Annotated in this window: 13 protein-coding genes, 1 tRNA gene and 1 pseudogene; 6 read left to right on the forward strand and 9 right to left on the reverse strand. The window is 52.3% G+C overall.

Features of this window, described 5'->3' with window-relative positions:
* The 5 genes and pseudogenes from RT340_RS15955 to RT340_RS15975 form a co-directional block, all read right to left on the reverse strand.
* A pseudogene (locus RT340_RS15955) lies at window positions 1–301 on the reverse strand (6-phospho-beta-glucosidase); the annotation flags it as partial.
* Window positions 302–503: 202 nt separating this feature from the next.
* Window positions 504–1,937, reverse strand: coding sequence for a 6-phospho-beta-glucosidase (locus tag RT340_RS15960; RefSeq protein ID WP_313377057.1), 1,434 nt, complete (start codon window positions 1,935–1,937; stop codon window positions 504–506).
* A gap of 30 nt (window positions 1,938–1,967) precedes the next feature.
* Complete coding sequence (locus RT340_RS15965; RefSeq protein ID WP_160832839.1) at window positions 1,968–2,300, reverse strand: PTS lactose/cellobiose transporter subunit IIA; 333 nt, start codon at window positions 2,298–2,300, stop codon at window positions 1,968–1,970.
* A gap of 8 nt (window positions 2,301–2,308) precedes the next feature.
* Entirely contained in the window at window positions 2,309–3,625 is a 1,317-nt protein-coding gene (locus tag RT340_RS15970; RefSeq protein ID WP_034824306.1) for a PTS sugar transporter subunit IIC, read from the reverse strand.
* On the reverse strand, window positions 3,625–3,945 hold the full coding sequence (locus RT340_RS15975) for a PTS sugar transporter subunit IIB (protein ID WP_313377060.1): 321 nt from the start codon (window positions 3,943–3,945) through the stop codon (window positions 3,625–3,627). The genes RT340_RS15970 and RT340_RS15975 overlap by 1 nt, the downstream gene beginning before the upstream one ends.
* Window positions 3,946–4,240: 295 nt before the next feature.
* On the opposite strand from RT340_RS15975, the gene RT340_RS15980 reads away from it, so the two are divergent.
* From RT340_RS15980 to gap, 3 genes are all read left to right on the forward strand, one after another.
* The gene (locus RT340_RS15980) at window positions 4,241–5,263 is read left to right on the forward strand and encodes a LacI family DNA-binding transcriptional regulator (RefSeq protein WP_097116821.1); all 1,023 of its coding nucleotides are present in this window, start codon (window positions 4,241–4,243) and stop codon (window positions 5,261–5,263) included.
* Window positions 5,264–5,314: 51 nt separating this feature from the next.
* Window positions 5,315–6,292: a helix-turn-helix domain-containing protein gene (locus RT340_RS15985; RefSeq protein ID WP_313377062.1), complete on the forward strand. Its 978-nt coding sequence runs from the start codon at window positions 5,315–5,317 to the stop codon at window positions 6,290–6,292.
* 78 nt (window positions 6,293–6,370) lie between these two features.
* Window positions 6,371–7,381, forward strand: a complete 1,011-nt coding sequence (gap, locus tag RT340_RS15990) for a type I glyceraldehyde-3-phosphate dehydrogenase (RefSeq protein ID WP_313377074.1) — start codon at window positions 6,371–6,373, stop codon at window positions 7,379–7,381.
* A 65-nt stretch (window positions 7,382–7,446) separates the two neighbouring features.
* On the opposite strand, the gene phoA is transcribed toward gap, so the two are convergent.
* A complete protein-coding gene (gene phoA, locus RT340_RS15995) occupies window positions 7,447–8,853 on the reverse strand; it encodes an alkaline phosphatase (RefSeq protein WP_313377063.1) in 1,407 nt (468 codons plus the stop codon).
* Between the two features lie 245 nt (window positions 8,854–9,098).
* On the opposite strand from phoA, the gene RT340_RS16000 reads away from it, so the two are divergent.
* Window positions 9,099–9,186, forward strand: a tRNA-Ser gene (locus tag RT340_RS16000).
* A gap of 64 nt (window positions 9,187–9,250) precedes the next feature.
* Here RT340_RS16000 and RT340_RS16005 read toward each other — a convergent pair.
* A complete protein-coding gene (locus RT340_RS16005) occupies window positions 9,251–10,126 on the reverse strand; it encodes a LysR family transcriptional regulator (RefSeq protein WP_313377064.1) in 876 nt (291 codons plus the stop codon).
* Between the two features lie 93 nt (window positions 10,127–10,219).
* Between RT340_RS16005 and RT340_RS16010 the strand changes: the two genes are divergently transcribed.
* Both RT340_RS16010 and RT340_RS16015 read left to right on the forward strand, forming a co-directional pair.
* Window positions 10,220–11,233 carry a nitrilase family protein gene (locus tag RT340_RS16010; RefSeq protein WP_313377066.1) on the forward strand — a complete coding sequence of 338 codons (1,014 nt, stop codon included), beginning with the start codon at window positions 10,220–10,222 and terminating at the stop codon, window positions 11,231–11,233.
* A gap of 91 nt (window positions 11,234–11,324) precedes the next feature.
* Entirely contained in the window at window positions 11,325–12,194 is an 870-nt protein-coding gene (locus RT340_RS16015; RefSeq protein ID WP_313377068.1) for a hypothetical protein, read from the forward strand.
* Window positions 12,195–12,265: 71 nt separating this feature from the next.
* On the opposite strand, the gene phoH is transcribed toward RT340_RS16015, so the two are convergent.
* Window positions 12,266–13,054, reverse strand: a complete 789-nt coding sequence (gene phoH, locus RT340_RS16020; protein ID WP_034824330.1) for a phosphate starvation-inducible protein PhoH — start codon at window positions 13,052–13,054, stop codon at window positions 12,266–12,268.
* Between the two features lie 574 nt (window positions 13,055–13,628).
* Window positions 13,629–14,496: iron uptake transporter deferrochelatase/peroxidase subunit (gene efeB / locus RT340_RS16025; RefSeq protein WP_313377071.1), on the reverse strand; the 868-nt coding region annotated here is incomplete at its 5' end.

Here is a 14,496-nt window from a genome sequence, read left to right on the forward strand (position 1 = left end):
CTTCGTCTTTTAAGCGTGCATCCAGCAACCCCACGCGGAACTGGGTGGTCACGTAATCCGCATCCTTTAACGCTTCCTTGCGATCGAGAGAAAGATGCACCTGCCAGTCGAGTTTGGCAGCCGCGATCATGCGCTTTGCCATACTGCCGACGATTTCCATCTTCTCTGCGCCGTCCTCAATATCGACCAGCCACAACTCGGCAATCGGCAACTGCTCCTGACGCAGGATAAGCCCTTCAATCAACTCTGGCGTATAGCTGGAACCCCCACCGATAGTGACAATTTTGATCTTATTTGGCATAGGATATAACTCCGTTTGGTTGCAATCAGGTGAGTAAAAAGCGCCGTTGCAGGCAGCATTGCGCCTCACCGCATGGATGATATTTTTCCTGGCTCAGGTTTATGTTATTTATTCAGCCTGCCTGCGCAGGCTGGAAAGGATATTCACTGCCGAAGAGATGACAACTCTGATTTACCCGGGCTTCCTGCCCGGGCAATCCGAATTAAAGCGCTTCACCTTGTGAGGCGATGACCTTTTTATACCAGGCAAAACTCTTTTTCTTCGAGCGCGAAAAATCGCCGGTTTGATCGTCATTACGGTTTACGTAGATAAAGCCGTAGCGTTTGCTGTATTGGCCGGTGCCAAAAGAGACACAGTCGAGACAGCCCCAGGGCGTGAAGCCCATTAAATCCACGCCATCTTCCAGTACCGCTTTTTTCATTTGCTCGATGTGTTCACGCAGGTAGGCAATACGATAGTCATCATTGACCTCGCCGTTGGCCTCACGTTGATCGACAGCGCCAAAACCGTTTTCCACAATAAACAGCGGCTTCTGATAACGCTCATACAGCGCATTTAGTGTGTAGCGCAGGCCAACGGGATCAATCTGCCATCCCCAATCTGACGCCTGCACATGCGGATTTTTTCGGCTGCCGGGGAATGCTTCGAGTGCGCTGTCCATGCGGGTCGCGCTGGCATACTCCACGGCGTTACTCATGTAATAGCTAAAGCCGAGATAGTCGGTGCAGCCTTCTCGCAGCGTTTGTGCATCTTCCGGCGCCATCTCAATGTGGAATCCGCGCAGTTCCCACTCTTTCAAAATGTAGGAAGGATAGGCACCACGCATATGCACATCGCCAAACAGATAACGTTCCTGCATCGACTTTTGCGCATACATTACGTCATCAGGATGGCATGACCACGGATACAGCGGCACCATCGCCAGCATGCAACCGATCTTGAATTCAGGATTGATTTGATGCCCCAGCTTCACCACTTTGGCACTGGCCACAAACTGATGATGCAGTACCTGATACATCACCTCTTCCGGATTTTCATGATCGGTGAAAATCACGCCTGAGTTGCTGTAGCCGAACAGCGGTCGGCGCCAGTTACGCTGGTTGTTGATCTCGTTAAAGGTCATCCAGTATTTCACTTTGCCTTTGTAGCGCTTCATCACCACTTCGCTATAGCGCACAAAGAGATTGATCAATTCACGATTCAGCCAGCCGCCATACTGCTGCACCAGATGCAATGGCATCTCGAAGTGCGACAGCGTAATCACCGGTTCGATGCCATATTTGAGCAGCTCATCAAACATGTCGTCGTAGAACTGCAGGCCCGCTTCGTTAGGTTGTTGCTCATCGCCTTTCGGGAAGATGCGTGTCCAGGCAATCGAGGTACGGAAACACTTAAAACCCATCTCGGCAAACAACGCGATATCGTCTTTGTAGTGATGATAAAAATCGGTGGCCTGATGATTGGGGTAGTGTTTCCCCTCGACAATGCCATCGGTAATTTCACGTTCAACGCCATGCGCTCCGCCCGTCAACACATCGACGATGCTCGGCCCTTTACCGCCTTCGTTCCATCCACCTTCAACCTGATGCGCGGCAACGGCGCCGCCCCATAAAAAATCAGCCGGTAACTGAGACATAATCCATCCTTTCATGTGATTAACTGCGTCTTACTGCAAGTGGGTTTTTGATAACTCCTGCACCTGACGATGCAGATAGATCAGCTCTTCAACTAAATCGCGACACAACATAGCGTTCATCAGATGATCCTGCGCATGCACCATAATCAGGTTGACCGGAATTTTGCCGCAGCCTTCATCCGCACCGATTAACGCGGTTTGAATTTTGTGGGCTTCGCGCGCTGCATCTCGTGCACTTGCCAGCAACGCATCGGCTTCCTGCCAGTTGTGTTTTCGGGCCGCTTGCAGTGCCTGCATCGATGATGAACGGGCTTCCCCTGCATGAATGATCAGCTCCATCACCGTGCTTTCCATTTCCTGCATCTCTTGCATTACTTCATCTCCTCAGCCAGTTGTTCCTGCGCCATCTCTTCTTCCTGCGCAAGCAGTTGGCGTTCATACATTTTGAAGAACGGGTAATAAATCAGCGTGGATAAACAAATCAGGAACGCGACTAACACCACTGCGCGCCAGTCCCAGCCGGTTGACCAGGCGGCACCAATCGGTCCCGGCGTGGTCCAGGGTGCCAGCGAAATGACGTGGTTGATCAGGTTGGTACGGGTAGCGGTCCAGGCGATAACCGCGTTGATCAACGGCGTGGTGATAAAGGGAATAAACAGCAGCGGATTCATCACCACCGGTGAACCGAAAATAATCGGCTCATTGATGTTAAACATACCGGGTACAAAGCCGAGGCGGCCGATGGCGCGCAGATGCGCGGAGCGGCTGCGCAGATAGAGAATCACCAGGCCCATGGTGGCACCCGATCCGCCTACGGTGATGAAGAACTGCCAGAATGGCTCGATAAAGATTTTAGGGATCTCTTGCCCGGCATTTAACGCTTCCTGGTTCAGCCCCAGATTACTCAGCCAGAATGCCTGCAGGATGCCGCCGACAATCGCCGCACCGTGAATGCCGGCAAACCACAGCAAATGACATAGCAAGACGGCGATGAGCACCGCAGGCAGTGAATCGGCTGCTGAGATAATTGGCGCAAACACTGACATGATGGCCTGAGGAATCAACAGACCAAAGTGGCTCTCCATAAACAGGTTCAGCGGGTAGAGCGTCAGGAAAATCACCATGATGGGGATCAGCAGGTCAAAGGACTGACGAATTTTCGGCGGCACCTGTTCCGGCAGTTTGAAACCAATGTTGTACTTCACCAGCCAGTGCATCACTTCCGTGCAGTACAGGCTGATCAGGATGGCGGTGAATATTCCTTCCCCACCCAGCGAAGCGACGGACAATGCGCCGTTCTTTTCCGGTGCAGCCACCACCAAAAAAGTCATCAGCGACAGCAGCGCCGCCATCAGGCCATTCAGTTTGTAGCTTTGCGCCAGGTTATAGGCAATCGCGCCGGTGATGAACACCGCCATGATGCCCATCGTCATGTTGTAGGGCATCATCAGCTGGTCGTTGTACTGCTTCACCATGCCCAGCCACCACTGGGCGAAGCCCCATTGGCTGTCCTGACTGAAAGGAGGATGTGAGAACAGCAGCATGAATGAGCCGACAATCAGGAACGGCATTGAGGCAATAAATCCGTCCTTGATCGCCACCACATGCCGTTGCGATGAGAGTCGCGCAGCAATCGGACTGATGCGGTTTTCAATCACACCAAATAAGGAGTCAGCCAGTGTACTCATCATGCCCCCTTATTAGCATCAATCAGGGCGAGCGCCGACTTCAGGATCTTTTCGCCATTTAACATGCCGTAATCCATGGTATTAATGACGGTGACCGGTTTGTGATACTCCTGCGCCTGACGTTCGAAATCTGCCAGCTTATATTTGATCTGTGGGCCTAGCAGACAACAGTCATAATCGGCGATTTTTTCACTGAACTCTTCCATGCCAACGGCATCAATTTTGGCTTCTAAACCCAGCTGCGTAGCGGCTTTCTGCATTCTTTGTACGACCATGCTGGTTGACATACCTGCGGAACAACACAATAGAATTTTCACCATGACACCCTCCGTTTTTTTTTAAATAATTACGCGCCGAGAATCGTTTCTGCAACCGGTTACAGATTCAATTTGTTCTTTTTGTGATCCATAACTCAAACCGTTAAACCTTATTTAAAGAGTGAAAATATGATTAATCTGAGACCGGTTTCATATTATTTTTATGTTAGCCTTTTAAATATGTGATGAAATCGGATGATAATGAGAAAAAACGTTATCGGTTAGAAGAGCCTCACTCTGCGGTTTTCAGATTGAGCTTTTGCGCTACAATGCGCGAGAACGCTGAGAAGGAAGATAAATGACGACAATGCTTGATGTCGCAAAACGCGCAGGTGTGTCAAAAGCCACGGTGTCACGGGTGCTGGCTGGCCATGCTTATGTGTCTAAAACGGTGCGGGATCGGGTGATGCTGGCCATAGATGAGATGGATTACCGTCCTAATCTGCTGGCACGAAGTCTTGCGACCAACCGTTCGCACAGTATTGGTCTGATGGTGCCCAACACGCTTTACAATGGTCCCTTTTTTACCGAGCTGTTATTCCAGGCCGCGACCATGACGGAAAAACTCGGTTCACAACTGGTGCTGGGCGATGGTAAACACAATGCGCAGCAAGAGCGCGAGGCCATAAACTTTTTAATCGATAGCTATTGCGATGCCGTGATCATCTATCCGCGCTATTTAAGCGTGGAAGATATTGATGCACTTATTCCTGGAATGAGTAAGCCGTTAATCGTGTTAAACCGCCGTTTGAAGCAGCATCCGCAATATTCGGTGTGTGCTGACCACGAAAATGACACCCTCAACGCGGTGAATCATTTAATTGCTCAGGGCCACCGCGAGATCGCTTTCATCAAAGGGATGGGTAGCTCTCACACCGGATTAAGTCGTCTGAAAGGCTATATTTCATCGTTGATGGACAATGGCATTGAATACGACGAAAACCTGATGCTGGACGGCTGCTGGACCAGCGCCAGTGGGCAACTGGCGGTTGAAGCACTGTTACGTCGTAAAGTCAGATTTTCCGCGATTGTCGCCAGCAATGATGATATGGCAATTGGCGCCGCCTGCGCCTTGCACAACGCGGGTTTGCGCATCCCGCATGACGTCTCCTTGCTGGGCTTTGATGATATCCCGGTTGCGCCCTATCTCCTGCCGGCGTTAACCACGGTGCATGTTCCGGTTGCTGAGATGGTGTCGAGCGCATTAACGCAACTGTCTAAAATGCTGGATGGCGAAAGCGTGACGGCGCAGCCACTGATGCCGGGCCGACTGGTGCTGCGTAATTCGATCACCCAGGGACCGTATTACCAGCAAAAATAACGGCGCCGTGCGATAATCTGGCTTATTTTGCCACGATGAGCATTTTACGCCATGAAGCACTTTCTCGTTATCGTCCCCGATGGCGGCATGTTATTTGAAGCCGCCGGTATTGCCGACATCCTGATGCACGCCAACCTGCACCTGCCCGTTGGCGTTGATCAGCCACGTTATCGCGTCAGTATCGCCACCACGCAGCCGCATCAGGTGATCCATGGTCAGTCGGGCCTCAACCTGCTGGCTGACCTGAAGCTGGCCGAATTAGATCCCCGCGCCGCCTGGGACACCATCATGATTACCGGACGCGGTGACAGCGTTGAAGAGGGCAATATGGTGGTGGATTTCATCAGGCTGGCGGCTCCGCAGGCTCGGCGTGTGGTGTCAATTTGTGGTGGCGCGATGCTGCTCGCTGAAGCCGGTTTGCTGGATGGACGCCGCGCCACGTCACACTGGCGCCTGCTGGAAACCCTGAAAACCCGCTTCCCCCGTGTTCAGGTGGAAGGGGGTCCGCTTTATATTCAGGATGGTCCTATCTGGACGTCCGGCGGCGTCAGCTCCGGCTTTGATCTCACGCTGGCGCTGGTTGAAGAGGATTTTGGCTTCAGCGTGGCACGCGATATCGCTCAGGATATGGTGATGTATTTGCGTCGCCCCGGCGGACAGATGCAGTTCAGCCGCTACCAGTTACAGCAAACCAGCACCGGCCCGATCCACGATCTGCAAAGCTGGATACGCGCTAACCTGGCGAAAGATCTGTCGGTTGAGAAATTGGCCGAACGTGTCGCCATGAGTCCACGCAATTTCACCCGCGTATTCACCCGTGAAACCGGTGCGTCACCGGCGCGCTATGTCGCAGAAGTGCGATTGGCCGCCGCACGAGAACTGTTGGAACAGAGCCGCGCGACGCTGGAACGCATCGCCCTTGACACCGGATTTGGCAGCAGCATCAATTTGCGCCGCAGTTTTGAGCGCCAGCTGCATCTCACTCCGGGTGAATATCGCCAACGCTTTCACTGCCGCAAAATGGCGTAAAGTGATCCTTTTTTGTCGTTTACGCCAATCACACATCGTCCTACATTGACTGCAACCACTTCGGATAGGGAGTCAATGATGATTAAGATTGGCATTAACGGCTTTGGCCGTATCGGACGTAACGTGTTCCGCGCCGCACTCGGCAGCAACGATATAGAGATTGTGGCGATTAACGATCTCACCGACAGCAAAACGCTGGCGCATCTGCTTAAACACGACTCATTGTTAGGCAGACTTCCTGCAGAAGTTGAGGCCGGTGAAGGTGAGCTGCGCATCGATGGTAAGCCGGTGCGGGTGTTCAGCGAACGCGACCCGGCCAATATCCGCTGGCGTGACGTGGGTGTTGATATTGTGATTGAAGCCACCGGCTTCTTCACCGAGCGCGAGAAAGCGGCAGTGCATATCACGCACGGCGGCGCAAAAAGAGTGATTATCTCCGCTCCTGGTAAAAACGATGATTTGACGATTGTGCTGGGCGTGAACGATCAGCGCTACGATCACCAGCAGCATTTCGTGGTGAGTAACGGCAGTTGCACGACCAACGGCCTCGCGCCAGCCGCGCAAGTATTGCATCAGGCATTTGGTATTGAGCATGGTCTGATGAATACCACTCATGCTTATACCAATAGCCAGGTGCTGCACGATCAGCCGGAGAAAGATCTGCGCGGCGCGCGCGCGGCGGCGCTGTCAATCGTGCCTTACTCCAGCGGTGCGGCTAAAGCGCTGGGCCGTGTCATCCCGGAACTGGATGGCCGTCTGACGGGGTATTCACTGCGCGTGCCGGTGCCAGTGGTGTCGATTGTGGATCTCACCGTGAGGCTGAAGCGTGATGTGACGGCAGAAGAAGTGAACAATGCATTTAAGGCCGCCGCCGCTGAAGGTCCATTAAAAGGCATTCTGGGATACAGCGATGAGCCACTGGTCTCCAGCGATTATCAGGGCGATCCACGTTCATCGATCATTGATGGGCTCTCTACCCTGGTGATTGGCGGCAACCTGGTGAAAATCCTCGCCTGGTACGATAACGAGTGGGGATTCTCAAATCGTCTGGTGGATTTAGCGCGCTTAATGGCGCAGCGCGGATTGTGATTCGCACCAATCTGCAGCCAGAGAATCCCCGCTGTTGCGGGGATTCTCGTTGCTGCCGGGCGTGGTTACTTAATGCCCATTGCATCCTTCAGCGTAAAGAACAAGTCCGTCTGATCGGTCAGGCCCACCACGTTAGCCGCATAAGGACCATAGGCCGCGATGCGCAACTGTGTGCCGGTATGTCCCTGAGAATCCTCTTCAGAGTTACCGTAGCTGATGGTCATGACCGCACCATCTTTGGTGTTCACCGCCTGCGTCAGGCCTGGGGCTTTGCTGCCATTTTCAATAATCTGGCTGCTATGCGCATGGTCTGCCGTCACTACCACCAGCGTGTCACCGTGTTCACGTGCAAAAGCCAGCGCCTGCTGCACGGCCTCATCCAGATCCACCGTTTCGCCAATCTGGCCGCACGGGTTCGCCGCGTGATCCTGTTTATCTATTGAAGCCCCTTCCACCTGCAGGAAGAAGCCATTCTCATTGGTGCTCAGCAGATCAATCGCCTTTTTGGTCATCTGCGCCAATGTTGGTGTTGATGCCGGGCGATCTTTATTGACTTCACAGGTCACCACCGGTTTATCGATATTGCCGTGATAGCTGGCTTTCGGTCCCTGCCAGCGCACCGGCATATTGCCGTCGGAGAACAGCCCGAGCACCGGTTTAGTTTGGTCGGCCTGTTGGATGGCATTCATGCCATCCAGGTTATCGACCAGCTGGAAGCCCAGTGCCTGAGCCTGCTCGCGCAGGGTTTTGCCCTGGTACTCACCCGCTTTGGCGCTTTCAGAGAACGATTTCGCCCCGCCGCCGAGGGTGACATCTGGACGGGTCTTCAGCATCTGCTCGCTAATAGACCCTTTACCGCCCTGCTCCAGCGCATTGGTGGGACACAGCTCGCTGGTTTTCTCCGGGCCATAACATTTACGCGACGTGACATGCGCCATTAAAGCGGCGGGCGTGGCATCCTGCAATTCTGCAGTCGAGACGTTACCGGTGGCTTTCCCAGCGGCTTTCGCCAACTCCAGAATGGTGACCTGATCCTTGCCATTAACGTCTACGCCGATGGCGCCGTTATAAGATTTGGTGCCCGTCGCCCAGGCGGTCGCGGAGGCAGCCGAATCGGTCACGTAATTCGGTTTGTGAGTTTTCTTGTCTAACGAGTAGTGGGTGTACTGACCGGTTAACGGCAGCGCATCAATGCCTGGGAAGAAACCACCCGCGCCCATCGCCTGATTTCGTGCGGCGGTGATTTCCGAGTCACCCATGCCATCGCCGATCAATAAGATGACGTTTTTGGCCGTGGTATTAACGAGTGAGGCTTTCAGCGCTTCCGTCTGGTCGCTGCTGAGGCGGCGCGCGCCACCGTGTTCGGTGATATCACCGGTGGCGGCGCGGCTATACGTTGTTGTGTCTGCCACTGCTGACGTCGCGATGAGTGAAGCCAGCAGAGAAACCGTGAAAAGAGGTATGAGTTTCATTTATAAGCATCCTTATCAGTAAATATAACCAAATGTTTCCGCAGACAAGTCTGCGACAGTCTGGTGACACTTTTGTGGCAGAGAAGGAATAATTTGATGACAGAACACGCTGTTCGGCGAGAGATGCAGCAAGCTGCACAGAGCTTAAGCGGATAGAACAAAAGGAGAAAATAGGGCTTGACCGTATTCAGGTAACTCCCTATAGTAGCGCCCCGTTGACCCAGTGCGGTTGGCAGAAAAAATGTGGTGAGATGTCCGAGTGGCTGAAGGAGCACGCCTGGAAAGTGTGTATACGGCAACGTATCGGGGGTTCGAATCCCCCTCTCACCGCCATCATTTTGAAGAAGAGCCTGAACGAAAGTTCAGGCTTTTTTTTGTCTTCAATTCAGCCACATCGTTAATTTATCTGGCCATCTTCCATTACCATCGCTAAAAACTTGTCTCTTAGCGGGTCCTTAATATGATCATTCCAAGCCAAACCGGTGTGCCATTGGGTATGCTCGCCTTCCAGAAGCAATAGTGTGACGCCTACAGGCAGGATGTGTTTCACACTCGCCGGCAGTAACGCCACACCATCACCAGCGGCCACCAGCGCCAGTAACGTCTGAATATCATCAGCAGCCGACACCGTGCGCGGCGTGAGGTTTCTTGCGGTCAGGAATTGATCGGCCTGCGTAGTGAGCCCTTCGCCCCGCTGAGGTGCCAACTGTAAGAGTTGATGATTTTCAATAACCTGTGTTGTTTCTAAGTGACTCGATAATTGATCAGCGGCTACCGCCAGCACTAATTGTTCCGTATCCAGACTGTGACTTTGCAGTGGTTCAGGCACGGGTAAGCGCACAAATCCCACCTGCAGTCGTCCTTCAGCAAGCCATTGGGTCTGAACCGCCGAAGGCATATCGTTGAGCGAGACCTGTACGCCGGGATAACGAACGCGAAAGGCAGCGACACGTTTGGCAGCAAAAAGATAAGAAGAGATGCCAAAACCCAGAGTGAGTTTTCCTGAATCCCCTCTTTGGATCGCCGTCACGTCAGCGAAAAAATCCGCATAGCGCTCCACTGCCTCGCTGGCAGCCGCTAACAATTGATCTCCCGCCACCGTTAACCGCGCACCATGCCGTCCGCGATGAAATAACGTCACACCAGAAAGGTGCTCCAGTGTCTGGATCTGTTTCGAGAGTGCGGGCTGGGTGATGCAGAGCTTATTGGCCGCCGAGTGGTAGGTGCCTTCTTGCGCCAGCGTCACAAAGGCGCGTAACAGTTTAATATCCATTCCAATCGGTTATCAAAGTGGGAGAAGTTGTGATTATACACGGTGGTTTTCCCTCTGGTGAAATAGCGACCTGGTTCCTTTTGGAGAATCACCATGGAACATTCACTTCGCGTTGCCACCGTGCAGTTTTGCCATAGCGCCAGCGACAAAGCTTACAATCTTTCCGTGATGGAGCGCTTTATCGCGCAGGCCGCACAAGAAGAAGTCAAAATATTAGCCTTTCCTGAAATGTGCATCACGGGTTACTGGCATGTGCCGGATCTGCCCATTACAGAGGTCGAAGCCCTGGCCGAGCGCACGGAAAACAGCCCGTCACTGGCGCGTATCGCGAGCCTGGCGGAAAAGCATCAGATGGCGATCGGCGCCGGCTACATCGAAAAGCATGATAATGGACTGCTCTACAATGCCTATGCGGTCTGCATGCCGGATGGCCAACGCCATGTACATCGTAAGATCCATGCTTTCGAACATGCGGGCATCGCCCAGGGAAATGAATTCACCGTGTTTGACACGCCATGGGGGGTGAAAGTCGGGATTCTGATTTGCTGGGACAATAATTTAACCGATAACGTCCGCATCACCGCGCTCATGGGAGCCGATATTCTGATTGCCCCGCATCAAACAGGTGGCACCCATTCACGCAGTCCCTTTGGTATGAAACCCTTTCCGGTGAGTCTGTGGGAAAACCGAGAAAGCGATCCCAGCGCACTGGAAATCGCTCTGGCTAGCGACAGCGGTCGAGGCTGGTTGATGCGCTGGCTGCCTTCGCGTGCGCACGATAACGGTCTTTTCGTCCTGTTCAGTAATGGCGTCGGACTGGATAACGGCGAGATCCGTACCGGCAATGCGATGGTGATTGACCCCTATGGCCGCATCGTTAACGAAACCACTTCCTTCAGGGATACGCTGGTGAGTGCCGACCTGGATCTCTCGTTACTGGCGATGTCTACCGGACGCCGCTGGATCCACGGTCGTCGCCCGGAGCTTTATCAACTCCTGTGTGAACCTCAGGGCTATGAGCGTGATGCACGTACTGCACGGTTCTCCGAAGATGTTCCTGAGTTCGATCACAAAATGGTGCGTAAAACATTTTTGGATAAAAAATAACGCAGCATGAGGAGTAAACCTTTCGCTTTTTATGAATATCGACACTGAAGACGCCTGGGGAAGTTAATACTAATATAGGGAAAAACAATAAATGAAGGGATTTATGCATCATGGCATTTTTATCTGCGCCATGACATTCACCTCGTTAGCTGAAGCGGTAATAGAAATTCCGTTTAAATTCGATGAGAGTGCAGTACCGATTGCAACACTGAATATTAATGGTCAGGATGGCGAGTTCATGCTTGATACCGGCTCCGCATTTGCTTTCCATTTTGATCAGTCATTTATACGACAGGTGCCCTGGTTAAAACCCCTAAAGGAGAAAGTGCGCACCACCGATCTGACCGGCGAAGTGTTCCTGCATGATAAATTCATGTTCCACCATGTTTACGTCAATGGTATGAACTTTGAGAATGTTGAAGGGATTTCCCTGGTTCCATGGGGGCTGACGCTGCAGCCTGACGGCAAACGTCCGGAAAGTATGGTTATCGGATTGGGGATATTCCGGCAGAAAGCCCTGCTCATTGATTATCAGCATCGCCTTTTTTCCGTTGCTGATCGGCTGGACGATTTCAATATCGATCGTCAGCAATGGTTAACGCTGCCGTTAACCTTAACCCATGAGGGTATTATCATTGAGGCAATGAAGAATAATGAAACCTTTAATATGCTGCTGGATACCGGTGCATCACACTCAATGCTGTGGAGTAAACGTTTAAATAGAACAGAGAACGTTTATCCCTGCAAAGAAGTCATCGACGAATTGGATTATGAAGGCTGCCGGGTGACTCAAATAAATATCAAAAACGCGACATCCGGGGAAATAGATATCGATGTCGTGCTATTAGATGATGTTGACTCGCGAATGGCAGCGGAGGGTTTATTAGGCACCGATTTCTTACAGCACCATCTTGTTCTGATCGATTTTCCTAACCAGCAGTTATTCATTGAACCAGGCTAAGTAGCAATAAAAAAACCCGGCTTGCGCCGGGTTTTGCTTCGCTACACTCTCAATCAACTACGAATCAATGGTTAACCGTAAGCCAGCAGCGTGCGCTGGCAAAGTGCCGAACGGACGCAGTCGTTTTTGTCGAAACGCACCACACCAATCATCTCGTCTTCTTCGAAACGCGCCAGCGCATCAGCAAGACCGGATTTGACATGGGACGGCAAGTCACACTGGGTGATATCTCCGTTGACGATAACCGTCACGTTCTCGCCTAAGCGTGTCAGGAACATCTTCATCTGTGCCGCAGTGACGTTTTGTGCCTCATCAAGGATCACTACCGCATTTTCAAACGTACGTCCGCGCATATATGCGAAGGGCGCAATCTCTACCTTGGCAATTTCAGGCCGCAGGCAGTACTGCATAAAAGAAGCGCCGAGACGTTTAACCAGAACGTCGTATACCGGTCGGAAATACGGGGCGAACTTCTCGGAAATATCCCCAGGAAGGAAACCGAGGTCTTCATCCGCCTGCAGAACCGGGCGCGTCACAATAATCCTTTCGATATCCTTATTGATCAGGGCCTCAGCCGCTTTGGCTGCGCTAATCCAGGTTTTACCGCAACCGGCTTCACCGGTGGCGAATATCAGCTGTTTCGTTTCTATGGCATTAAGATAGTGCGCCTGAGCTTCATTTCTGGCTTCAATCGGGCCACGATCGCGTGAATCACGCGCCATACCAATTGAGTCCAACCCACCCATCTGCACCAGCGAAGTGACCGATTCTTCTTCGCGCTGACGGTGACTGCGAGAATCACTACGAACGACTCTTCTTGCTTCACGACGCGCTTTGATCACTGCTTTCTGTCTTCCCATAGTGGCACCTTACAGTTGGTTTCATTTATCGCGGCGGATCACCCGCGGCGATGACTTGAACGCTTTAGAGGTTTGTTTGGCTTCCTTGTAAGCCGGGTCTGGCCATTGAAAATAGTGTGCAACAACGACGAAGCGCTGAAGCGCACCGGTAGAGAATTGGCGTTAGTTCGGAAACGATAATTGAAAAGTGAAGAGGATACTTTGGAGGGAAGAAATCCCCCGCAGTGTACTGCGCTAGCTGAAGTGTATTTAACTGTCCATAGAAGGACCGGGTCATGCGCGAACTCCAGTGGACTTAGCCACACAACTGACAACGCTTATGAGTAAAGTGCATCATATTAACCATGCTTTGCAACAGTATTTTTACGTCACGACAAAGAAAAACAGATAAGCGAAGCATGAGAATTTTCGTCTTAAATTAAATTATCTCGCATTTTCAGTTAGATGGATTATTTGACGTGCGACGAACTTTTTCGGAACATTCGGAACAGGAAGCGACCAGGGGAAAGTTTACGGTCGGTGAAAAAAGCGCCAGCGCAACCTTATCGCTGTGCTGGCACGGTGCGTTTATTAATCAGGCCTGCAGTAAAGGCTGGCCAAGGTAATGTTTTTCGTCAGGGACGCCGGGCAAAACGAAAAAGTATCCGCCGCCAATCGGACGAATATATTCTTCCAGCGCTTCGCCATTGAGACGTTTTTGCACGGTGATAAAGCCTTTGGCTAAATCATGCTGATAGCAAACGAACAAGAGTCCCATATCTAGCTGCCCCGAACCGGTAATCCCTGAGGAGTAACTGTAACCCCGGCGCAGCATTAAACTGCTGTCGGTTTCCGGCGTGCGTGGGTTAGCGAGACGGATATGCGCATCCAGCGCGATGACATCGCCATCCGGGTCTTTGCTGTAATCCGGCACGTCATGTTCCTCTTTCATGCCCAGCGGCGCACCGGAAAGTTTCTCACGACCGAATATCGTTTGCTGTTCACCCAGTGGAGTGCGATCCCACATTTCAACGTGGAAACGAATGATACGCACCGCCTGATAACTGCCTCCCTGCGTCCATGCGGGTTCTTGTTGATTTGCAGTGACCCACAGCAACTGATCCATCAACGCAGGATTATGCGTGTCAGGGTTAGCGGTGCCATCTTTAAAGCCCAGCAGATTGATCGGCGTTTCTTTACCGTGACTGCGTGCGGCGTGGTCGGCGATAAAGCCGTCGCGCCGCCAGCGCACGGCCAGCAGATCGGGCGTGTACTTAATGATGTCGCGCAGTGCGTGTATCACCGTATCTTGCGTATTGGCGCAGATTTGCAGCAGAAGATCGCCGTGACACTGATCGGCATCCAGCGAATCGTTGGGGAAGCGCGTCATGCTTTGCAGTTGCGTCGGTTTGTGTGCACTCAAACCAAAGCGCTCATCAAACAACGAGGTGCCCACGGACAGC

It is taken from the genome of Pantoea sp. CTOTU50773, assembly GCF_032082325.1.
GTDB classification, from domain to species: Bacteria; Pseudomonadota; Gammaproteobacteria; order Enterobacterales; family Enterobacteriaceae; genus Pantoea; species Pantoea communis.

What these genes read in the sequence shown, in the direction of transcription:
- RT340_RS15960 (WP_313377057.1), bottom strand. Translation starts at nt 1,937, where the DNA reads ATGTCTCAGTTACCGGCTGATTTTTTATGGGGCGGCGCCGTTGCCGCG.
- RT340_RS15965 (WP_160832839.1), bottom strand. Translation starts at nt 2,300, where the DNA reads ATGCAGGAAATGGAAAGCACGGTGATGGAGCTGATCATTCATGCAGGG.
- RT340_RS15970 (WP_034824306.1), bottom strand. Translation starts at nt 3,625, where the DNA reads ATGAGTACACTGGCTGACTCCTTATTTGGTGTGATTGAAAACCGCATC.
- RT340_RS15975 (WP_313377060.1), bottom strand. Translation starts at nt 3,945, where the DNA reads ATGGTGAAAATTCTATTGTGTTGTTCCGCAGGTATGTCAACCAGCATG.
- RT340_RS15980 (WP_097116821.1), top strand. Translation starts at nt 4,241, where the DNA reads ATGACGACAATGCTTGATGTCGCAAAACGCGCAGGTGTGTCAAAAGCC.
- RT340_RS15985 (WP_313377062.1), top strand. Translation starts at nt 5,315, where the DNA reads ATGAAGCACTTTCTCGTTATCGTCCCCGATGGCGGCATGTTATTTGAA.
- gap (WP_313377074.1), top strand. Translation starts at nt 6,371, where the DNA reads ATGATTAAGATTGGCATTAACGGCTTTGGCCGTATCGGACGTAACGTG.
- phoA (WP_313377063.1), bottom strand. Translation starts at nt 8,853, where the DNA reads ATGAAACTCATACCTCTTTTCACGGTTTCTCTGCTGGCTTCACTCATC.
- RT340_RS16005 (WP_313377064.1), bottom strand. Translation starts at nt 10,126, where the DNA reads ATGGATATTAAACTGTTACGCGCCTTTGTGACGCTGGCGCAAGAAGGC.
- RT340_RS16010 (WP_313377066.1), top strand. Translation starts at nt 10,220, where the DNA reads ATGGAACATTCACTTCGCGTTGCCACCGTGCAGTTTTGCCATAGCGCC.
- RT340_RS16015 (WP_313377068.1), top strand. Translation starts at nt 11,325, where the DNA reads ATGAAGGGATTTATGCATCATGGCATTTTTATCTGCGCCATGACATTC.
- phoH (WP_034824330.1), bottom strand. Translation starts at nt 13,054, where the DNA reads ATGGGAAGACAGAAAGCAGTGATCAAAGCGCGTCGTGAAGCAAGAAGA.